Origin of the sequence: Streptomyces sp. 1-11, assembly GCF_007176755.1 — a bacterium.
Lineage (GTDB): Bacteria > Actinomycetota > Actinomycetes > Streptomycetales > Streptomycetaceae > Streptomyces.
The window spans coordinates 1-19,995 of the sequence record NZ_BJTV01000007.1; the positions used below are offsets into that span (position 1 = coordinate 1).

18 protein-coding genes are annotated in these 19,995 nt (G+C 71.5%); 12 read left to right on the forward strand and 6 right to left on the reverse strand.

Annotated features, from left to right (window positions below):
- From TNCT1_RS16330 to TNCT1_RS16345, 4 genes are all read left to right on the forward strand, one after another.
- Positions 1 to 4,294: HAD-IIIC family phosphatase (locus TNCT1_RS16330; RefSeq protein ID WP_143632578.1), on the forward strand; the 4,294-nt coding region annotated here is incomplete at its 5' end.
- On the forward strand, positions 4,291 to 6,756 hold the full coding sequence (locus tag TNCT1_RS16335) for a thioester reductase domain-containing protein (protein ID WP_143632581.1): 2,466 nt from the start codon (positions 4,291 to 4,293) through the stop codon (positions 6,754 to 6,756). The genes TNCT1_RS16330 and TNCT1_RS16335, both read left to right, overlap by 4 nt.
- Positions 6,753 to 7,886, forward strand: a complete 1,134-nt coding sequence (locus tag TNCT1_RS16340; protein WP_143632583.1) for an alpha/beta fold hydrolase — start codon at positions 6,753 to 6,755, stop codon at positions 7,884 to 7,886. Before TNCT1_RS16335 ends, TNCT1_RS16340 begins: the two co-directional genes overlap by 4 nt.
- Before the next feature lie 555 nt (positions 7,887 to 8,441).
- Positions 8,442 to 8,825, forward strand: coding sequence for a hypothetical protein (locus TNCT1_RS16345; protein ID WP_143632585.1), 384 nt, complete (start codon positions 8,442 to 8,444; stop codon positions 8,823 to 8,825).
- A gap of 178 nt (positions 8,826 to 9,003) precedes the next feature.
- On the opposite strand, the gene fmdA is transcribed toward TNCT1_RS16345, so the two are convergent.
- From fmdA to sigJ, 3 genes are all read right to left on the reverse strand, one after another.
- Positions 9,004 to 10,248, reverse strand: a complete 1,245-nt coding sequence (gene fmdA / locus TNCT1_RS16350; RefSeq protein ID WP_143632587.1) for a formamidase — start codon at positions 10,246 to 10,248, stop codon at positions 9,004 to 9,006.
- 21 nt (positions 10,249 to 10,269) lie between these two features.
- Entirely contained in the window at positions 10,270 to 10,551 is a 282-nt protein-coding gene (locus tag TNCT1_RS36940; RefSeq protein ID WP_143632589.1) for an FmdB family zinc ribbon protein, read from the reverse strand.
- Positions 10,552 to 10,824: 273 nt separating this feature from the next.
- The gene (gene sigJ / locus TNCT1_RS16360; protein WP_143632591.1) at positions 10,825 to 11,742 is read right to left on the reverse strand and encodes an RNA polymerase sigma factor SigJ; all 918 of its coding nucleotides are present in this window, start codon (positions 11,740 to 11,742) and stop codon (positions 10,825 to 10,827) included.
- 101 nt (positions 11,743 to 11,843) lie between these two features.
- On the opposite strand from sigJ, the gene TNCT1_RS16365 reads away from it, so the two are divergent.
- On the forward strand, positions 11,844 to 12,218 hold the full coding sequence (locus TNCT1_RS16365) for a hypothetical protein (RefSeq protein ID WP_143632593.1): 375 nt from the start codon (positions 11,844 to 11,846) through the stop codon (positions 12,216 to 12,218).
- 91 nt (positions 12,219 to 12,309) lie between these two features.
- Here the strand turns inward: TNCT1_RS16365 and TNCT1_RS16370 are convergent, their stop codons facing one another.
- The gene (locus TNCT1_RS16370) at positions 12,310 to 12,831 is read right to left on the reverse strand and encodes a hypothetical protein (protein ID WP_143632594.1); all 522 of its coding nucleotides are present in this window, start codon (positions 12,829 to 12,831) and stop codon (positions 12,310 to 12,312) included.
- Positions 12,832 to 12,994: 163 nt separating this feature from the next.
- Between TNCT1_RS16370 and TNCT1_RS16375 the strand changes: the two genes are divergently transcribed.
- From TNCT1_RS16375 to TNCT1_RS16395, 5 genes are all read left to right on the forward strand, one after another.
- Entirely contained in the window at positions 12,995 to 13,936 is a 942-nt protein-coding gene (locus TNCT1_RS16375; RefSeq protein WP_143632596.1) for a Ku protein, read from the forward strand.
- Positions 13,937 to 14,000: 64 nt separating this feature from the next.
- Entirely contained in the window at positions 14,001 to 15,176 is a 1,176-nt protein-coding gene (locus TNCT1_RS16380) for a sensor histidine kinase (RefSeq protein WP_174266325.1), read from the forward strand.
- Positions 15,173 to 15,832, forward strand: coding sequence for a response regulator transcription factor (locus TNCT1_RS16385; RefSeq protein WP_143632598.1), 660 nt, complete (start codon positions 15,173 to 15,175; stop codon positions 15,830 to 15,832). Before TNCT1_RS16380 ends, TNCT1_RS16385 begins: the two co-directional genes overlap by 4 nt.
- 174 nt (positions 15,833 to 16,006) lie before the next feature.
- Positions 16,007 to 16,645 (forward strand): GPP34 family phosphoprotein, encoded by a 639-nt coding sequence (locus TNCT1_RS16390; RefSeq protein WP_143632600.1) that lies wholly within the window; start codon positions 16,007 to 16,009, stop codon positions 16,643 to 16,645.
- A gap of 70 nt (positions 16,646 to 16,715) precedes the next feature.
- Positions 16,716 to 17,306 (forward strand): DUF488 family protein, encoded by a 591-nt coding sequence (locus TNCT1_RS16395; RefSeq protein WP_143632602.1) that lies wholly within the window; start codon positions 16,716 to 16,718, stop codon positions 17,304 to 17,306.
- Here the strand turns inward: TNCT1_RS16395 and TNCT1_RS16400 are convergent.
- Both TNCT1_RS16400 and TNCT1_RS16405 read right to left on the reverse strand, forming a co-directional pair.
- Positions 17,303 to 17,656, reverse strand: a complete 354-nt coding sequence (locus TNCT1_RS16400) for a hypothetical protein (protein ID WP_143632604.1) — start codon at positions 17,654 to 17,656, stop codon at positions 17,303 to 17,305. The genes TNCT1_RS16395 and TNCT1_RS16400 overlap by 4 nt on opposite strands.
- Positions 17,657 to 17,765: 109 nt before the next feature.
- On the reverse strand, positions 17,766 to 18,089 hold the full coding sequence (locus tag TNCT1_RS16405; protein WP_143632606.1) for a UBP-type zinc finger domain-containing protein: 324 nt from the start codon (positions 18,087 to 18,089) through the stop codon (positions 17,766 to 17,768).
- Positions 18,090 to 18,265: 176 nt separating this feature from the next.
- On the opposite strand from TNCT1_RS16405, the gene TNCT1_RS16410 reads away from it, so the two are divergent.
- Both TNCT1_RS16410 and TNCT1_RS16415 read left to right on the forward strand, forming a co-directional pair.
- Positions 18,266 to 18,685: a CBS domain-containing protein gene (locus TNCT1_RS16410; protein WP_143632608.1), complete on the forward strand. Its 420-nt coding sequence runs from the start codon at positions 18,266 to 18,268 to the stop codon at positions 18,683 to 18,685.
- Between the two features lie 197 nt (positions 18,686 to 18,882).
- Entirely contained in the window at positions 18,883 to 19,908 is a 1,026-nt protein-coding gene (locus TNCT1_RS16415) for a YihY/virulence factor BrkB family protein (protein ID WP_143632610.1), read from the forward strand.
- The last annotated feature ends 87 nt before the right edge of the window (positions 19,909 to 19,995 follow it).

The window sequence follows — 19,995 nt, forward strand, 5'->3', positions numbered from 1 at the left end:
CGCCAACGGCACCGCCTTCTCCGACGAGGTCGAAATCCGCGCCCTGCGCGAGGTGTTCGCCGGTGTCACCGAACCCGTTCATGTCGGCACCGTGAAGTCCAACCTCGGCCACCCCGAAGCCGCCTCCGGCATCGCCCAGCTCACCAAGGTCGTGCTCCAGCTCCGGCACGGGCAGGTCGCCCCCCTCGTCGCCACCGGAACCGCCAACCCCCGCCTGGACCTGGACGGTTCGCCCCTGCGGCTCGCGGAGGAGCCGGCCGGATGGGAGCCGCGCGACGGCGCGCCCCGCCGCGCCCTCATCAACTCCGTTGCGGCGGGCGGCAGTCACGTGAGCATCGTCGTCGAGGCGCCGCCCGCCGCCGCCCGCACCGTCCCGGCGGACCCGGCGCCGCAGGTCGTCCTGGTCTCCGCCCGCACCCCCGAACTGCTGCGCACGACTGTGGGCCGCCTGCACGACTACCTCGAACGCGACGGCACGGTGAGCCTCGCCGACATCGCCTACACCTCCCAGCTCGGCCGGGAGCATCTGCCCGAGCGGCTCGCCCTGGTCGCCGCCGACCGCGAGCAGCTCGCGCGCGCCCTCGAACAGCACCTCGTCGACGGCGTGGCCGCCACGGCGGGCGGCGGCGCGAGCTCGCACCGCGGCAACGCCGACGAGGACGCCGGACCGATGACCGCTGTCCTGGCCGGCGCCCGGGGGGACTCCTTCCTCGCCGGACTCGTCGAGGACCACGTCCTGGAGCAACTGGCCGAGCTGTGGGTGCGCGGTGTGCGGGTACCGTGGCACGGCCTCCACGCCGGGCCGCGCCGCATGGCGCCGCTCCCCCCGACCGCGCTCGAAGCGGGCAGCTACTGGGTCGGCCGGGCGCCCCGGCTGTCCGTGGAGGCCCTCGCGGCCCAGACCGCGCCGTCAACCCCGCCTCGCGAGCTCGCCGCGCCCACCGGCACGGGGCGCGCCGTGGCCGGAGCCCGGGCCGGCGTCCCTCTGTCCGGGGATGCGGGCACCCGGGCGCAGGTGATGGACCGGGTACGGCACCATGTCGCGGAACTGCTGGGCTTCGACACCGACCATCTGGACGTCTCGGCCCCGCTCACCAAGCTCGGTATCGACTCGGTGACGGCCATGCGCACCCGAGGTCTGGTGGAGGCCGACTTCGGGCAGGAACTGCCGGTCGCGGCCCTGCTCGGCGGGGCGAGTGTCATGGACGTCGTGGACTGGATTCTGGACGGCCGGACCGGTGCGGAGGCCGGGGAACCGCTCGAGTCCGGGAGGGACACACGCAGGGAAGGCTCGGAGCCGCTCGTCGTACCGGGCGCCGGCGGAACCGTACGGTGGCCGGCGACCCGTGACGTCATACGGATGCTGCGCACGGAGCAGCTGGGCACCCCGGGAGCCACCCACAACATCGGCTCCGCCGTGCGGCTCGCCACTCCGGTCGGCCGGGAACGGCTGATCGACGTACTGGGCAGCCTCGCCGCCCGTCACGCGGCCCTGCGGACGGCGATCGTCGCGGACCCCGAGCACGGCCTCCAACTGGAGGTCGCGAGGAGCCTGCCTGGATCCTTGCTGCGCTGGTCGACCGTCGACGAGGACACGGACCCGGACCGGCGGCTGCGCGAGCTGCTGGAGGCACCGTTCGAGCTTGCCACGGCACCGCTGTGGCGGTTCGAGCTGCTGGACTACCCGTCGGGGAAGCAGGTACTGCTCTACGGTGCGCACCACGTGGTGTCCGATCTGTCCTCGCTCGCGCTGGTGGCGGCGGAGATCGGCGCGGACCTCGCGGGTGAGCATCTGCCGTCCGCTTCCTCCTCGGCTGACATCGACGGCCTGATGCGGGCTCAGCCGGCGCGGCAGGAGACGGACGGCCGGGAGGCCTCTGCGGCGCAGCCGCGCGAGTGGTTCTCCGGGATCCGCAGGCTGGATCTGACTCTCGCGAAGGCCCGTCCCGCGACACGGTCGTACCGTGCGGCGACCGAGCTCGTGGAGGTCCCCGACGGGCTCTCGGAGCGGGTCGGCGTCGAGGCCCGACGGCTCGGGATCACCCCGGCCGCCTTCTGGCTGGGCACGCTGACCATGTTCCTCGCGCGTCTGCGGGAGCGCAGCCGGTTCGTGCTGGCGGTTCCGGTGGACACCCGGATGCACGCGGAAGCGCTCGACGCGGTCGGGTTCTTCGGCGTCCCGATACCGTTCCCCGCCGAGGCCTCCCCGGGCGAACCGGTGGCCGACGTGCTGCGCCGGACCGACGACCGGCTGGGCGTGCATCTCGAAAAGGGCATCTCCTTCTCGGACATCATGTCCACGCTGGTGGCGGAGGGGCTGTACCGCGAGAACGCGCCGCTGGTCGAGGTCTACTTCAACTACCTTCCGCCGCGCGGCCTGAAACTGCCAGGGCTGGAGATGCTCCCCGCGGGCACCGGGCACTCCGACCTCGATCTGATGATCAGTGTGTCACCGGATCTGGGTCATATGCGGCTCGACTACAATCTGGACATCCTCGACAGCTCGAGCTGTGCCCGGTTCGGCCGGGACTTCCTCGACCTGATCGTCGAGGTGATCGGCCGAGCGGACACGGACACCGTCGGCGCTCTTCCGGTGCTCCGGACAGCGGAGCCAGTGGTCGCGTCGGCGAGGGAAGCCGAAACGGCGGCGCTCACGCCGGAGCCGTTGCCCGTCCCGCCGTCGCGCTCGTCGGCCCCCCGATCCGTCGCTCTGACAGCCACCTTCGCTCTGGGCGACCTCTCCGCGCTGCTCGGCCTCGCTCTCGAGGGCACCGGACTCGCCGTCGCCGAAGCTCCGTACCACCAGGTTCTGGCTGCCCTGCACGACCCGTCCGGCGTTCTGTCCGATCCGTCGGCCGCGGCGGCCCTTGTGCTGCTGCGCGCCGCCGACCTGGGGCGGTACGGGGAAATCAGCGACGAGTTGCTGACCGAGCTGGGCGAGGAGTATCCGGCGGCCCTGCGCTCGTTGGCCGAACGCACGGGGAGGCCGGTGATCGTCGGCCTTCTTCCCGCCCACTCGACCGAGGAGAGGCTGCGGAACTGGGAGGAGCAGGTGAGGTCCCGGCTCCAGGATCAGGCCGGCATCGCGGTCCTGGGCCTGGAGAGCTTCAGCGGCGATGGTTTCACCGACCCGTTCGACGCCGAGACGGACGCGCTGGCGCACCTGCCGTTCCGGACCGAGTTCCAGGCCGCGGTGGCCCTGGCCCTCGCCGAACTGGTGCGCGCCTCCCTCCGCACCCCGCCCAAGGTGATCGCGGTGGACGGCGACGAGACTCTCTGGGACGGCATCGCCGCGGAGAACGGGCCGGAGCACGTCGGCCTCTCGGGGGGCCGCGCCCAGCTCGCCCGCCGGCTGCTGCAGTGGCGTGCCGCCGGTGTACTTCTGGTGCTGGTCTCCAACAACGACGAAGCCACCGTACGAGCCGTACTCGACCGGCCCGACAGTCCGCTCCGGGCCGAGCACTTCCAAGTGATCTCCGCCGGCTGGACCCCGAAGCCCGTACGCCTCAAGGCGGTCGCGGAGGAACTCGGCCTCGGTCTGGACACGTTCATGTTCCTCGACGACAACCCGGCCGAGATCGCCAGGATGAGGGCGGCTCTGCCGGAGGTGCTCTGCGTGACCTGCCCGCCCCGAGAAGGCCTGCCGGACTTCCTGACCAGGATCTGGCCGGTCACCCCGCGCGCGGCGACACAGGAGGACGCCGCGCGGGCGGACTTCTACCGGCAGGACAAGGTGCGCGAGGAAGCACGTTCCCGTACCACCTTCGCCGAGTTCCTGGAGCGGCTGAACCTGGAGATGGACTTCCAGCCGCTCGGCGCCGACACGATGGAACGTTCCGTCCAACTGGCCCGGCGCACCAACCAGTTCAATCTCCGGCCCTCGCCAGTGGACGAGGCGGAGCTGGCACGCCGGCAGCAGGACGGCGAGGTGTGGACCGTGCGGGCGCGGGACAGGTTCGGCGACTACGGGCAGATCGCCGTCCTCGTGATCCGTCCCGACGGCGGGACGCTCGAGGTCCTGGGCTGGATGATGAGCTGCCGGGTGCTCGGCCGCGGTGCCGAGGAACGGGTTCTCGGCTGGCTGGCGGACCGGGCCGAGGCCTTGGGCTGCACGGCCGTACGCATGGTCGCCGAGCACACCCCCCGCAATGTCCCCGTACGGCGGCTGGTGGCCGCCCTGGCCGGCGGGGACCCGGAGGCTCCGCGCCTGGAGGCGCTGGTCCCCGCGGACCGGCTCCGAGACTTCCGCTCGTGGGACACCACAACCGACGACACCGTGGAGGCAACCGCATGACACCCAGCCCAGATGCCGGCGGCGACGCACCGGCCCGCAATCACGAGTTGGACCGGCAGCACGAGGGGGAGCTGCTCGAAGGCGGTGCGCGCGGGGCCGCGGCGATCGCCGGTCTGCTGGCGCGTTTTCAGCCGCCCGCCCCGCCGCCACAGCCGGCGGACAGCGCGAACGGCCCCGTGGCCCCGGCCGGCGGCGCACCGGCCTGGGGTCTCGAACAACTGGCCAAGGCCATCGTCTCGAAGGCGGCCACGCTGCTGGGCGGCAAGGAGATCGACACCGAGACCGATCTCTTCGACGCCGGGGCCACGTCGGTGGACGCCGTTCGACTCGTCGCCGTACTCGACCGTGACCTCAACGTCAGGCTCAGTCTGGACGACGTCTTCGCTGACGCCCGGCCCCGGCGCCTCGCTCAACGCTGGCTGGGCGGTCCGGCGAGACGCACACTGCCCGAGGCGCCGGCGACCGCCAAAGCCCTCGAGCTCCCGGTGGCCTCCGCGCCGTCCGCCCCCACGACGGCATCGCCGGGCACCGACCTGGTGCCGGCCGAGCCCGTCGCGCCGGACGAGACGCTCCCCGCGGACGACGACCATGCCGAGGACCTCGCCCTCATCACGGCCGACCTCGCGCGTGCGGACCTACTTCCCTGGTGTGGCGACCCGGAACCGGTCCCGCCCCGCCGCGTCCTGATGACCGGTGCCAACGGCTTCCTGGGTGGCCACATGCTGCTCGACCTGCTGCGGCACAGCGACGCACACGTCGTCTGCCTGGTGCGCGGGGACAGCGTGCAGGACGCGGAACGGCGCCTGGCCGAGGGTCTCGCCAGTTTCTCCCTCCCCTGGTCGGCCGAGATCCGGCGACGGGTCACGGTCCTGCCCGGCGACCTGCGCCGGCCCCGCCTCGGTCTGACGGACGAACAGTGGCACCTGCTGGCCGACGAACTCGACTCGGTCGTCAGCGTGGCAGCGGCCGTGGACTTCCTGCGCGGCTACCCGTCGCTGCGCCGGACCAATGTCCTCGGCGTGCTGTCCCTCGCCGAACTCGCGATGACCGGCCGGCCCAAACCGCTGCACCACATCTCGTCGATCGCCGTGTTCAACGAGATCGGTATCGCCTCGATGGGCGAGGACGATCCGGTGGCACACGTGGACCGGCTGGCGGCGGGCTACGACAAGTCGAAGTGGGCGGCCGAGGCAGCGCTCAGGCGCGCCCGCGACCGCGGGCTGAAGGCGACGTTCCTGCGCCCCGGCGGCATCGTCGGCCACACCCGTACCGGCGCGTACAACCCGCACGACATCAACACGGGTCTGTTCTCCGCCATCTCCCGCTACCGCGTCGCACCCAAGATCAACTATTCGAACTCCGCTCCGGTGGACTGGGTGAGCCGTGTCGCGACCGCGGTGATCTGCGAGCCGAGCGGCTGGGGCCAGAACTACCACCTCACCGGACGGCCGGACACTCTCACCGAGATGGTCCGCGATCAGGAACTCGGTGGGCTGAACGTTCGGGTGATGCCGTGGGATGTCTGGCTCAAGGACTTCCTGGACCGCTGTGAGACCGATCCGGTCCCCGAACTGGAGTTCATGGCACGGGTGCTGCGCAACCCCGCCGGCCGGAAGATCGTCGAGGCGAGCGTCACGGCCCCGATGGCGACAGGGGACCGGACCGAGGCGTTCGTCGCCCGGCACAAACTGCCGCCGCCTGCCCGCGTCGACGCACAGGCCCGGCTGAAGAGCTACGAGCGAATGGCCCGGGACGGCCTGGTGATCCTGCCGAGCCGTGACGACCCGCCGTATCTGTGGTTCCGGGAGACGATGCGCGGCAAGGTGGGCCCGGTCGACGCCAAGCCCGACACTCGCTGCACCTTCGCGCTGACCCTGTCGATCGCCAGCATGTACCAACTGGTGCAGCACCGCACCATCGACGTACGCGGCACGGTTTCCTGTCCCTTGCTGCACGCGGATCCCCTCACCGTGGACGACGGCGAGATCTGGGTCCGCCCCCATGAGGGAGTGCCTCACCACCACAGCCTGGACCACCCCCTGCTGCGTTACCGCCTGGCCCTGCGCGACGCCGACGGAAACGGCTGGTGGCTGGAGGGCTGGAAGACGGCCCGGGCTCGCTTCGACTACATGCAGCAGGCGCGCACCCTCACCATCCGGGCCGGCCGCGAGGGCGAGCCGGCGAGCCTGGCCGGAACGATGAAGGTGCCCAAGAAGTCCTACAAGCGGGAGCAGATAGACGGTATCCGGGTCAATCCCGAGCTGTCGATGCGGGAGCAGCGGATCGCCAAGTTCACCTGGCTGGGCTGGTTCAGCACGCAGTTGGGCCAGGGCCTGCTGGAGCCCACGCTGCGCGCCGGCGCTGAACTGCTCGACCTGCGCCCGGACGCGATCGACCGCGACAAGGACCGGTACCAGGCCAAACTCACGAAGTGGGAAAAGGACAGGAAGCACCTTCGATGACACCACGACCGCTCTTCGCCCCGATGGATCGCGTCACCGTCGAGCAGATCCCGTTCCACGCGTCCGACGGCACGGAACTCGGCCTGTGCCGGGTGACCGCCAACACCCCCGCAGATCGGCACGGCACCGACCGTCCCGCGGTCCTGCTCCTGCACGGCCTCACGGCTTCGGCCGACATGTTCGTACTGCCCGAGACCCGCAACCTCGTGGACGTCCTGCTCAGTGCGGGCTACGAACCGTGGCTGCTGGACTGGCGGGGCAGTTGCCGCCTGCCGTACAACGAGGGCCGCGTCCGCTACACCTTCGACGACGTGGCGCTCTATGACATCCCGGACGCGGTGTCGTACATCCGCGACCGGATCGGCGGGCGCCGGCTGTTCGTGGTCGCCCACTGTCTCGGAGCGCTGTCACTGTCATTGAGCATGACGGCCGGCCTGGTGCCGGGCCTCGCCGGAGTGGTGGCGCAGGGCGTCTTCATGACGCCCAAGTATTCCGGGCGGTCCCGGCTGCTCGGCCACCTCGGCGGCGAGTGGGGCCGCTCCCGCTGGACTCACCTCCCGGTCGACTTCACCAAGGTGGGCTTCCGCTCGCGTTACACGCCGATGTTCGCGCTGGCTTCCCTCTCGGCCGGCCCCTGTGACGACCCCACCTGCCATATCCTGCACAACTCCGCCTGGGGTACCGGCGCGTCACTCTACGTCCACGAGAACCTGCACGAGACGACCCACAGTCGGCTTGCCGAACTGTTCGGTTCCGCGCCCACCTGGATCGGCCCGCACCTGCGGCGCATGGAACTGGCGCACACGGCGATGCCGTGGAACACGGGCGACCGGGGGCACGGCCAACTGCCGGAGAACGCCCTGGACAACGCCGACCGCATCGACTGCCCCCTCCTGCTGCTCTCCGGCAGTGACAACAAGACCTTCCACGATTCGAACGAGCTCTGCTACGACATCCTGTCGAGCCGTTATCCGGACCTCGACCTTCGGTACGTCGAAGTCCCGGGCTACGGCCACGTCGATCCCTTCATCGGCCGCGGGGCCGCCCTGGACGTGTTCGGCCACATCGTCGATTTCCTCGACGAGAGATCCGCCAAGGACGTCGAGGATGTCCCTTCGTCTCGTTCCTGACGACCTGTGGGGGCGGGTGGCGGCGCCTGCTGTCACCCGCCCGCACACCTTCGGATCACCGTGTTGAACCGGGAACGGCTGACTCCGATCCGCTTCGGTACCGCTGTTCCGAGGTCGAGCAGGGCCAGCCCGTGTAACCCGCAAACATCGTCGCCTCAGCCGCGCTGCGCAAGATCGTCTGCGAGGTCCCCGTCCGCCGGTGAGCACGTCCGATCTCGGTCCGGGACCTGCGGCGATGCAACGGTTCCTGAACCGCTGGTACCCGATCGGGCTCACGGAATCACACCAGAGATACGTCCGAAATGCCAGTCATGGGAGCTGTCGGTACGTTCATCGCAGGTCGGTCGCCCGGCCGACGTCCATCCGACAGAGAGAAGTGACATGCCTCCGCATTTCTATGCTGTGGTTGGCACCGGACTAGGCGCGACCGCCCTTGCATCCGCCGGCATCCTCTACGCCCCGACCGTCGGATCTACCCCGGCCTCCCAGTCTGTCCACCGAGTGGCCGTGGCCCGACCTGCGCACCAAGCGGCCCTGCCTGTGCACCAAGCGGCCGTGCCTGTGCACCGAGCCGCTCCAGTCGCGGCTCCCTCGGGCGACAGGAGCGCGAGCGGCGAGAGGAACGAGGGCCACGACGAGGGCGGACGCGACTACGCTCACGAGGAAGGCGGAAGGATCTACTTCAACGAACGTACGTACTCCGCCTTCGCCGACGGCTGCATCACCGGGGCCAGCTCCAGCAGCTTCAACATTTTCAATGACAGCCGGCAGACCGTCGCGGTCTTCCAAGGCTTCGACTGTGCCGGTTCTCCGGTCGCCATCGTGGGTCCCCACGACGAGACCTCTGGCACTGTGCCCCGTACCGACCTCGCTGGCATGTTCGGTGACGATGGTGTCGTGGCCAGCTTCCGGGTGATCAACGACCACGACGAGTGGTGACAGCGGCGCCCGGCGCAGAGAAGGACCCTGGCCCACCTGTCGTCCACAGCTGACTGGTGTCACTCCGTTACGGAGCAGGCAGGCTGGCGTCACTCGTCGGCTGTCTGCCAGGGGGCACCCGAAGCAGCTGGTTCCGCTGCTTCGGGCACCTCGGATGCCGGATGTCTGGGAAGCCCAGTCAGCTTGTGCGGGCGCAGCTTCCCCGATCGGCGCGCTGTGGCCCGTTGCCGGACGGTCGGATGTCGAAGTCGAAGATGGCGGTGGGCAGATAGAGCGTGGCGCAGGAGTTGGGGATGTCGACCACGCCGCTGAAGCGGCCTTCGACCGGGGCGGCTCCGAGGAGCAGGTAGGCCTGCTCAGGTGAGTAGCCGAACTTGGTCAGGTACTCGATCGCGTTCAGGCAGGCCCGCCGATAGGCGACGTGTGAGTCGAGGTAGTGCTGTCGGCCGTTTTCGTCGACGGAGATGCCGACGAAGGTGAGGAACTCGCTGTAGCGCGGCTCGACGTTTCCGGGGTAGAACACGGGGTTCGTCGTGATCCCGTAGGTCTGCATGCCGCCCTTGATGAGGTCGACGCCGAGATCGAGGTAGCCGCCCATCTCGATTGCGCCGCAGAAGGTGATCTCGCCGTCGCCCTGGCTGAAGTGAAGGTCACCGGCGGACAGTTTGCCACCCTCGACATACACCGGCATGAAAATCCGGGCGCCACGGGTGAGGTTCTTGATGTCCTGGTTGCCGCCGTTCTCGCGTGGCGGCGCGGTTCGTGCCGCCTCCCGTGCAGCGCGCTCGAACGCGTCGCCTTCCAGCGTCCCGAGGATCGCTCGTTGTGAATCCGGCGGCAAGGCGAGCGGGGGCACTCGGTGGGGATCGGTCGCGATGAGCTCGGTCTCCCGGGCGTTCCACTTGCCGAGCAGGTCGTGCGACGGGGCGGTGCCGATGATGCCTGGGTGGGTGATGCCGGTGAAGCGCACGCCGGGCAGGTGGCGAGAGGTCGCGATCTGCCCGTGGAAGTCCCAGACCGCCTTGTAGGCGTCCGGGAAGTGCTCGGTGAGGAAACCGCCGCCGTTGGCCTTGGCGAAGATACCCGTGTAGCCCCAGCCTTGGCCGGCGACCGGCCCGGTCTCCTGCGGGACGGGACCGATGTCGAGGATGTCGACCACCAGCAGGTCACCGGGCTGCGCACCCTCGACGGCGATCGGTCCACTCAGAGGATGAACCATCGAAAGGTCGAGGTCGCGGATGTCGTTGGCGGAGTCGTCGTTGTGAACCGTCCCGTCGAACCACTCCCGGCATTCGAGGCGGAATTCGGTGCCGGGCCGAACGGTCGCCACCGGCGGGATGTCGGGGTGCCAGCGGTTGTGCGGGGGGACTGTCTGGTCGTAGAACGACCGGGACTGGTCGACGCTGAAGAGCACTTCGGGCATCTGTCGTTCCTTGCCTGTGGGTCACGGCCTCGGGAGGCGTGCGTGCAGTGGGTTCGGCGGATGATCACGACGACGGGGTGGTGCGGGCATGCGGGGCAGCACCGCCGGCTCGTGCGCACTGGCCTCGGCAGCGTCGCGCGCCAGTCGCAGGGCGGAGCGGGGTGAGGTGATGGCGGGCGGGGCGTATACACGCGTCGCCGCTCCGCCGCATGTGGCGCACGTCGGCTCGTGTACCGGGGCGTCGATCGGGCGGACGACCTCGAACACGCCACACTGCCCGCACGCGTAGTCGTACCTCGCCATGTGAGAGCCTCCGCGTCACATTCGGGGCGGACCGGGGGTGTGAGGGTGCTGGCCGGACTTGGCCCCACTGCCGCTGAAACGATTCGTAGTGGTTTGAGCATAAGGACCGTTAAGCGGTATAGCTGAACGACTCGGTGTGGGGTAACCCCGTCGGGTATGGCGGCGCGCAGATGGGGGACGCACTGCGTTCGATAGGCCCAACAGGGGTCGACGACCTTGCCGGTGGCTGCTTCCAGAGCGGCGACGTCGCGGGATCCACTTTCGCGACAGGCCCTAGTCCTCCCGCGCCCAGGGCCCCAGCTTCCGCGGGTTGCGGACCGCCCAGATCCGGGTGACGCGCCCGTCGGAGACCTCGAAGGAGGCCACGGTCAGGACTACCCCGGCACGCCGGGCCACCAGGCCGGGCGTGCCGTTGACCGACCGCTCCAGGAGCTCGAGCCCCGGAGCGCGGTCGGCGATGGCGGCCATGTACTGGGCGATGCGGGCGCCGCCCTCGACCGGGCGCAGGACGGCGCCGGCCAGGCCGCCGCCGTCGGCGGTCATCACCGCGGCCGGGTCGAGGAGACCGACGAGCGCGGCTATGTCCTTGGTCTGCCATGCCTCCTTGACGTGCCGCACCACCTCGGCCTGGCCGGCCGCCGTCACCGGAACGCGCGCAGCGCTCACCCGCCGCCGGGCGGAGGCCGCCAGCTGCTTGCAGGCCGCGGGGGTGCGGCCGAGCACTGCGGCGATCTCGGCGAACGGGTACCGGAAGACGTCGTGCAGGACGAAAGCCACCCGTTCGGCGGGCGTCATCGTCTCCAGGACGACGAGGAAGGCCATGGTCACGGACTCGTCCAGGACGATCTGGTCGGCCGGGTCCGCCTGGACGGGTGAACCGCCCCCGCCCTCGGGGTCCTTCCGGGCGCGGTCGGGCAGCGGCTCGGGCAGCCACGCACCGACGTAGCGTTCTCGGCGGGCCCGGGCGGAGCCGAGCAGGTCGAGGCAGATGCGGCTGGTGACCGTCGTCAGCCAGGCGCCGGGGGACAGGATCTCCTCCTGCCGGCTCCGCGGCAGTCCGTACCAGCGCGTGTAGGCGTCCTGCACCGCGTCCTCGGCCTCGGTCACCGAACCGAGCAACCGGTAGGCGACGTTGATGAGTTGGCCCCGCTCGCCCGCTATGCCGTCCGTGCCGGTCCCGACAGTCCCCATGGCTCCGGCCGCCCCCTCGCCTTACCTTTCGCGGGCCCGCGTCGTCGGACCGGTGAGACCTTATCGATCTGCTGCCCGAGGGCGGAAAAGGGGACCGTGTCATGGCCACCGAGATGACGACGACGGCGAACACGCGGCGCGGAGCCTCGTTCCTGCGCACCGCGATAGCCCTGCAGACGCTGACCATCTTCCTCCAGGCGGTCTCTGCCGGGCTGCTGCTCACCGCCTCCTACGGCGAGACGCTGCACAGCGTCGGTGCCCGCGTGATGTACGGGGCGTCGATGCTGTACCTGCTCGCGGCGGTGCTGGCGTGGAAGCCGGGCGGCGGCTCGCTCCGCCCGGTCCGGCACGCCACGGGTTTCCTCGTGCTCGCCTCGGTCCAGGTCGTGCTCGGCATCGCCCACGTACCGTCGGTCCACCTTCCCCTGGGCGTCCTGATGTTCGGGCTGAGCGTGCTGGCGCTGGCCCGGCGCTGAGCTGCCAGGGGGAACGTCAGGGGGAGAGCGGAGCGCTTCCGGAGCGGCGCCGGTGCCGGCCGGCGACAGGGACGGCTCCGCGGCTCCGGCGTCACTCCTGCGGACCCTCGTCCTCCGTGGTCGAGTCACCGATGGCGACCCGCAGGTCGTGCATGCCCTGCATGGTGTCGATGAGGGCTTCCTCCGCCCCGCTCAGGGCCCGCCGGGTGCCCTCGACGTCACCGCGGTCGGCGTGGAGCTGGGCGCTGAGGGTGTACAACGCCGTCATCGCGGCCGCGAAGGACGCCTCGCGGCCCGGAGGCGGTTCGTCCGTGTCGGACTCCGAGACCTGGATGGCCGTGCGCTGCAGTCTGTTCGTCAGCACGTTGACCGCGAGGCCGGGATCATGGCGCAACTGCTCCGTCCAGCCGAGCATGGTGTCGAGGACGTCCTCGATCTCGCCTTCCTCGGACAGCCGCGTCGCGGCCGTGATCTCCAGCTCCGCCTTGGCCAGCAGACTGCCCAGCAGCCGCAGACGGTCGTTGCCCTGCGGCTCCTCGGGCCCCGCTCCCTGATCCGCCGCCGGTTCGGCTCCCAGAGCGATCAACGCCGCATTGATCTGTTCAGCACTCACCGAAGGCTCACTTTTGATGCTCACGCTCTCAGCTTCACCCCTGCACGGCCTCATCGCCCGCCCACACACCGGTGAGCACGTCACCGGTCCGGACGCGGAGGGGTGCGGGCCACACGCGGCGTCCCTAGGCTGATGGTGCTCGGGGCAACTGCGGAGGTGTGGCATGCCCCGAACCATCTGGTCCGGTGCCATCTCGTTCGGCCTGGTCACCGTGCCGATCAACGTGGTCAGCGCGACGGAGGACCACTCGATACGGTTCCACCAGTTCCACACCACGGACATGGGGCGGGTCCGCTACCGCAAGATCTGCGAGCTGGAGGACCGTGAGGTCTCCCAGGACGAGATCGGCAAGGGCTACGAGCTGACCAAGACGCAGGTCATCCCCATCACCGAGGAGGACCTGCGCAATCTTCCGCTGCCGACCGCGAAGGCGATCGAGATCGACGCGTTCGTGCCGCTCGCCTCCATCGACCCGATCCGGATCGGGGAGGGCTACTACCTCCAGCCGGCCGGGAAGGTGGCGGCCAAGCCGTACAAGCTGCTCGTCCAGGCGCTCGGCCGCTCGTCGAAGGTGGCGGTCGCGAAGTACGCCTGGTCCGGTCGTGAGCGGCTCGGTCTGCTCCGGGTGAAGGGCGACGTCCTGGTGCTCCACGCCATGCGCTGGCCCGACGAGATCCGCTCGCCGGAGGAGCTGCTGCCGCCGCCGGTGGAGGTGTCGGACGAGGAGATCGAGGGCGCGCTCGCCCTCATGGAGACCATGAGCCGCGAGGACCTCGAGGGTGAGGAGTTCCAGGACCGCTACACCGAGGCCATGGCGCAGATCATCGAGGCCAAGAGGGAGGAGAAGCCGCTGCCCGAGGCGCCGGAGCCGGAGGCGCCGGCCCAGGTGCTCGACCTGATGGCGGCGCTGAGCGAGTCGGTGCAGAAGGCGAAGGCCTCCCGCGGCGAGGACACCGGGCCCGCCGAGGTGCACCCGCTGCCCAAGCCGAAGAAGGCGCCGGCCGCCAAGAAGCAGCCTGCCGCCAAGAAGCAGCCGGCCAAGAAGGCCCCGGCGAAGGGGACGACCACCAGGAAGACGACCACGCGAAGGCCGCGGAGCGCGTAGCCGGGCGGGTGCGGGCGGCGCCGGATCCACGGCCCCGGGCCGCGCGCCTGGATATCGTCGGGACGTGGACAGCGGCATCAGGCAGCCGGACGAGGCGTCGGCGGCGCGAGCGCGCGAGGAGCTGCCGCCCCGGGCGGCCCGGGCGCTGTGGTGGGGGTCGGCCGCCCTGGTGCTCGCCGTCCTGGGCACGTCCGTCCTCGTGGCCGGCGCGGGGCACGGGGCGCGACTGCCCGCGGCGGTGACCCTGGTCCTCGCGCAGGCCTGCGCCCTGAGGTGGCAGGCACGAGCCCCGGCCCGCGTGCTGGCCGTGAACGCGGCGTCGGGACTCGCGGTGTGGGCGCTGCTGCCCGCAGTCTCCTTGACGGGTGCGCTGCTGGCCGCGCAGGTGACGCTGTGCGTGCTGTCGGCGACCACGCCGCGCCGGACGTCGGTGGCGGCGCTCGCGGCGATGTGCGTGCCGGCGCCGGCGGCGTTCGCGGCGGGCGGCCCCACGGGACTGGCGGTCTATCTGCTGACGGTGGTCCTCGCCTGGACGGCGGGACAGTGGCGCAGGGCGCAGCAGGCCCGGCTGAGGGCGGAGACGCGCCGGGCCGTGGTGGAGGAACGTGCGCGGATCGCGCGGGAGGTCCACGACGTCGTGGCGCACACCCTGTCGGTGATGGTCGTCCAGGCGGGCGCCGCCGACGACGTGTTCGCCGAACGGCCCGACCAGGCCCGTCAGGCGCTGCGGGCCATCGAGGCGAACGCCCGCTCGGCCCTCGGCGAACTGCGGCTGCTGCTGCGCGCGTTCCGGCCCGGAGCGGGACAGGACGACTGCGGGGAACCAGGGGAGCGACGGCCCTCGCTCGCCCGCCTGGACGAACTGGCCGGCACCGTGCGCGCCACCGGGATGACCGTGCACGTGCACCGCGAGGGCGCCGTCGACGGGTTGCCGGCCGCGGTGGACCAGGCCTCGTACCGGATCGTCCAGGAAGCCCTGACCAACACGCTGCGCCACGCGGCCGGCGCCGACGAGGTGAGCGTGCGAGTGACGGCTTCGGGGGACGGAGTGGAGGTCACGGTGGTCGACAACGGCCGGGCGCGGCAGGGCGGTTCCGGCGGGGGAGGGGCCGGGGCCGGACGCGGTCTGGTCGGCATGGAGGAGCGCGCGCGGCTCGTGGGCGGTACGTTGCGTGCCGGTCCGCTGCCCGGGGGCGGGTTCGAGGTGGCGGCGCGGCTGCCGACGGGAGACGTGTCATGACGGTGCGCGTGGTGGTGGCCGACGACCAGGCCCTGGTCCGTACCGGATTCCGCATGATCATCGACGCCCGGGACGACCTCGAGGTGGCCGGTGAGGCGTCCGACGGCCGGGAGGCGGTGCGGCTGACGCGGGAACTGGCGCCGGACGTGGTGCTGATGGACGTGCGCATGCCCGTCGTGGACGGCATCGAGGCGACCCGGCAGATCGTGGCGGCCGGCAGCGGGGCCCGGGTGCTGGTGCTGACGACCTGGGACGTGGACGCGCACGTGGTCGCCGCTCTGCGGGCCGGGGCGAGCGGCTTCCTGCTGAAGGACATGCGCCCCGCCGAGCTGGTCGACGCGATCCGCCTCACCGCGCGCGGTGACGCGCTGCTGGCCCCGGCCGTGCTCAGCCGCGTCCTCGACCGGTTCCTGCGCACCACGCCCGACCCGGCGCCGCCGCCCTCCCTGCGGGATCTGTCCGGCCGCGAGCGCGAGGTGCTCACGCTCATCGGGCAGGCGCTGTCGAACACCGAGATCGCCGCGCGGCTGCACCTGTCCGAGGCCACGGTCAAGAACCATGTCACCGCCGTGCTGCGCAAACTGGGCCTGCGGGACCGCGTGCAGGCCGTCGTCGCCGCCTACGACCACGGTCTGGTCCGGCCGCGCCGCCCCTGACCGCTGCCCGGCCCCTTCACGCGACGCTCTCCTCCTCGGGGAGGAGAGCGGGCCCCTTCACGCGACGCTCTCCTCCTCGGGGAGGAGACCGGGCCGGGATCCTCCCACGGTCCCAGTGCCGGACCGCTCCCACGGCCGATCCGCACGGCAGGCGGCCGGCCGTAGCGTCGAACGGTGATCGATGACCTGCCCTGCCTGATGTACCTGCTCGCCCACGACGCCGCCGCCCAAGGCCCCTACGACCGCCCCCGGACAGCGTTGCTGGTCCGTGCCGCCGCCGTGATCGACCTCGCGTCACGCGGCCGGCTGCGGGAGGAGGACGGCGAGGTCGCCGTCTCCGGGACCGGGCCGGCCGGCGACCCCGTCCTGGACGACGTGCTGCGCGAGGCCGCCGCCGGGCACGGCTGGAAGCACCTCGTGCGCACCGGCCGCAAGCGGACCCTGAGGCGGGTGGAGGACCGGCTCGCCGCGGCGGGCCTCCTCACCGTGAAGGAACCCCGCACCCCCTTCGGCGCCCGCCGGCTGACCGTGACGGACCCCGCCGTGCCCGCAGCACTGCATGCCCGCGTCTACGCGGCGCTGCGCGGGGACCGGCCCGTACCGGAGGTCCCGGCCGCCGACGCGGCGCTGCTGGCGCTGGCCGCGGCGGGCGGTGTCCGCTCGGTCGTCTCCCGTCGGGACCGCAGGACCCACCGGTCCCGCATCGACGCCTGCACGGGGACGCTCGCCGCTCTCGCGCCCGGTCTGGAGGCAGCGGTGCGCGCTCTGCCGACCACGATGATCGCCGCGCAGGGCGGCATGGGCGGCAGCTGAGCCCCCGGAACGGTTCCGCGGACGCATCGGACGGACGCATCGGACGGGCGCTGACGGGTACCGGGGCCCGGTGAGGAATTGGGCCGGCAGCGGGGCTTCGGAGCCTGCCCTTGAGCTGCTCACGTTCGGCCACAGCACGGCGGACCGGGAGACGCTGACCGGCCTTCTCCGGCAGGCCGGCGTCGATGCCGTGGTGGACGTCAGAACCGCCCCCGGCAGCCGCCGGAACCCGGATCTGTCACGGCAGCGGCTGGCCGAGTGGATGCCCGAGGCGGACATCGCCTACCGGTGGGAGCGACGGCTGGGCGGATGGCGCAGGCCCGCGCCCGACTCACCCGACACCGTGTGGCGCAACGATTCGTTCCGCGGCTACGCGGCGCACACCCGCAGCCCCGAGTTCGTCTCCGCGATGGACGAGCTGATGCGGCAGGCAGGCGAGCGACGGACCGCGGTGATGTGCAGCGAGGCGGTGTGGTGGCGCTGCCACCGGCGTCTGATCGCCGACTTCGCCGTGCTGGCCCGCGGTGTGCCCGTCCGGCACCTGATGCACGACGGACGCCTCACCACGCATTCGCCGACGCCGGGCGTGCGCCTCCGGGACGACGGCCTGCTCGTCTACGACGGCGGGGCCGTCAAGGACCTGTCGCGGAAGTCGTCCTAGCCGCGGCGGACGGTGACGCCGCCGAGCAGGCCCCAGGCGTCGATCCGCACCGTGGGACCGCCGGGCTCGCTCGGCCCGTCGTCGTCCACGGCGCCCAGTCGCAGCCCGTGGACCTCCACCCGGACGTCGCGTGCGACCTTCAGCTTGACGCCCCCGATCAGGCTCACCTTGGTGATGCGGAGTTCGGCACCGTCGGGGATGTCGATGTCCGTCAGATCGATGTCCGCCCCGCCGATGAGCGAGGCGGTGACGGTCCGCTCGTGCAGGGTGGCCCCCTCCAGGCGGTGGCCGCCGATCAGGCTGACCTTGACATCGGTCTTCCGCGGATCCTGTCCGCTGCTCTTCGTCATGGGAAGTACCGTACGGACGGGGGCGGTTGGGCCCCTAGTGTCCACGGTCCCATGTTGCGCATGACAAGTGTCATGCCGCCGGCCCGGCCCGGGGCGCTCGCGGACCCGCTCAGGTGGGCGTGCCGCCGTGCGGCTGCAGGAAGACCTCGTCGACGTAGCACCAGGCCCATGCCTCGCCGGGGTCCGCGGAGCGTACGAGCGGGTGCCCCGTCGCTTCGAAATGGGCGGTGGCGTGGGCGCCCGGCGCACTGTCCGAGCAGCCCATGTGGCCGCAGGCCAGACACAGCCGCAGGCCCCCTCCGCCGCCCCCTCGGGCGGCGCACTCCTGGCATGCGGCGCTCAGGGGCGTCGGCGCCGCGTCCGCCTGCGGCAGATGTGCGCAGCCGCGCCCCTCGGGACGGCCGCCGTCCGGTCGTACGACCCAGTCGGTCATGGTGTTCCTGTTCCTTCGTGCCGGTCGCCGCTGGTCACCTCATCCCAGCTTTCCCGCGCGCACCGCGCACCGGATGCGCCCGGGAGCCCGGACCGGGTGCCATGCGGCGGGCGCCGGGTACCCGGCCGACGCCGGCGCAGTGTGCGCCGGATACGGAAGCGCGAAAGGCAGGCGTCATGGCTCAACATGTACGTGACATCATGACCAGCCGGCTGGTGGCGGTGGAACCGCAGGCGTCGGTGACGGCGGTGGCGCAGAAGATGCGCGACGAGGACATCGGGGCCGTACTGATCATCGAGGACGACGAGCTGCGCGGCCTCGTCAGCGACCGCGACCTCGTGGTGCGTGCCCTCGCCGAGGGCGGCGACCCGGAGCAGCGGACCGTCGCCTCCGCCTGCAGCGGCGACGTGATCACGGTGACCCCCGACGAGGACCTCGACCGGGCGGCACGGATCATGCGCGAGCACTCCATCCGCCGTCTCCCGGTGATGGAGCAGGGCCACCCCGTCGGCATCGTCTCGCTCGGCGACATGGCGATCGAACGGGACTCCGAGTCGGCGCTCGGCGACATCAGCGCGGCCAAGCCGAACCAGTAGCCCGCACCGGCCCGGTACGCCGCACCGGCACGACAGGAGCACGGTGTGCCCGTACCGGCGCGCACCCGCGCGCCGTGCGGGCACGCCGTCGTACACGGCCCACGGCGCCGGCGGTGTGGGACCGCGCGAGCGGGGGCACAGGGATGCTGCGGCGTCCCCCACGGTCACGGAGACCCGCCCGAAATGTGGGAGGGCACATGGACGTGCTGGCCCGGCTGGACCGGTATCAACGGCGCCACCGGTGGGCGGGCATGCCGATCGCGGTCGTGTACAAGTTCTTCGACGACCAGGCCACGTACCTCGCCGCACTGCTGACGTACTACGGCTTCGTCTCCCTGTTCCCGCTGCTGCTGCTCCTCGTCGCGATCCTCAGCGGCGCCCTGCACGGCAACCCCGGACTCCAGCACTCCGTGCTGCACTCCGCGCTCGGCGAGTTCCCGGTGATCGGCGACCAGCTCGGGCAGAACGTCCACTCCTTCCACGGCAGCGGCGCCGCGCTCGCGGTGGGCGTGGTCGGCAGCCTCTACGGCGCCCTGGGGGTGGCCCAGGCGGTCCAGCACGCCCTGAACAAGATCTTCGCCGTGCCGCGACACGCGCGTCCCGACCCCCTGCGCTCGCGGTTGCGGGGCCTGAGCTTCCTGCTGCTGCTCGCGGTCGGCCTGGGTCTGACGACTGCCCTGTCCGCCGCGGAATCCGCCGCCAGTATCTTCGGGACCAGCCTCGCGGTCGGTATCCGGGTCCTCGTCGGCGTCGCGGGCATAGCGGTCAACGCGGCGCTCCTGCTGCTGAGCTTCCGCATCATGACCCGGTGCCGGCCTCCGCTGCGCTTCGTGTACGGCCCCACGCTGGGCGCTGCGTGCGCCTGGCAGGTGCTCCAGTGGGGCGGCTCCTACTACGTCGGACACGTGCTCCGGGGCGCCACGGCGACCTACGGGATGTTCGGCATCGTGCTCGGACTGCTCGCATGGGTCTATCTGGCCGCCGTGGTGTATCTGGCCACGGCCGAGATCATCGCCGTGCGCTTCCTGCGCCTGTGGCCCCGCAGCCTGGCCACGCCGTTCACCGACCACGTCCACCTCGCGAGGGGCGACCTGCGCGCCTACCGCTCGTACGCGACGGCCGAGTCCTTCAAGGGCTTCGAGAAGATCTCCGTCCACTTCGGCAAGCCCCCGCCGCCCGCCGTCGGTGACACGGGCCACCCGCCCCCCGACAGCGGCCGGTGACACTCCCTCCCGTCCTCGGGGAGCGGCCGCCCGGGGGACGCGCGTGCGCGTCGGTCCACGGGCGGCCGCGGTGCGGGCCTCCTCCCG

Bases quoted from the DNA above. Each gene is read 5' to 3' on its own strand.
- TNCT1_RS16340 (WP_143632583.1), top strand. From the start codon at position 6,753: ATGACACCACGACCGCTCTTCGCCCCGATGGATCGCGTCACCGTCGAG.
- TNCT1_RS16405 (WP_143632606.1), bottom strand. From the start codon at position 18,089: ATGACCGACTGGGTCGTACGACCGGACGGCGGCCGTCCCGAGGGGCGC.
- fmdA (WP_143632587.1), bottom strand. From the start codon at position 10,248: ATGCCCGAAGTGCTCTTCAGCGTCGACCAGTCCCGGTCGTTCTACGAC.
- TNCT1_RS36940 (WP_143632589.1), bottom strand. From the start codon at position 10,551: ATGGCGAGGTACGACTACGCGTGCGGGCAGTGTGGCGTGTTCGAGGTC.
- TNCT1_RS16365 (WP_143632593.1), top strand. From the start codon at position 11,844: ATGGCCACCGAGATGACGACGACGGCGAACACGCGGCGCGGAGCCTCG.
- TNCT1_RS16335 (WP_143632581.1), top strand. From the start codon at position 4,291: ATGACACCCAGCCCAGATGCCGGCGGCGACGCACCGGCCCGCAATCAC.
- sigJ (WP_143632591.1), bottom strand. From the start codon at position 11,742: ATGGGGACTGTCGGGACCGGCACGGACGGCATAGCGGGCGAGCGGGGC.
- TNCT1_RS16400 (WP_143632604.1), bottom strand. From the start codon at position 17,656: ATGACGAAGAGCAGCGGACAGGATCCGCGGAAGACCGATGTCAAGGTC.
- TNCT1_RS16375 (WP_143632596.1), top strand. From the start codon at position 12,995: ATGCCCCGAACCATCTGGTCCGGTGCCATCTCGTTCGGCCTGGTCACC.
- TNCT1_RS16415 (WP_143632610.1), top strand. From the start codon at position 18,883: ATGGACGTGCTGGCCCGGCTGGACCGGTATCAACGGCGCCACCGGTGG.
- TNCT1_RS16385 (WP_143632598.1), top strand. From the start codon at position 15,173: ATGACGGTGCGCGTGGTGGTGGCCGACGACCAGGCCCTGGTCCGTACC.
- TNCT1_RS16410 (WP_143632608.1), top strand. From the start codon at position 18,266: ATGGCTCAACATGTACGTGACATCATGACCAGCCGGCTGGTGGCGGTG.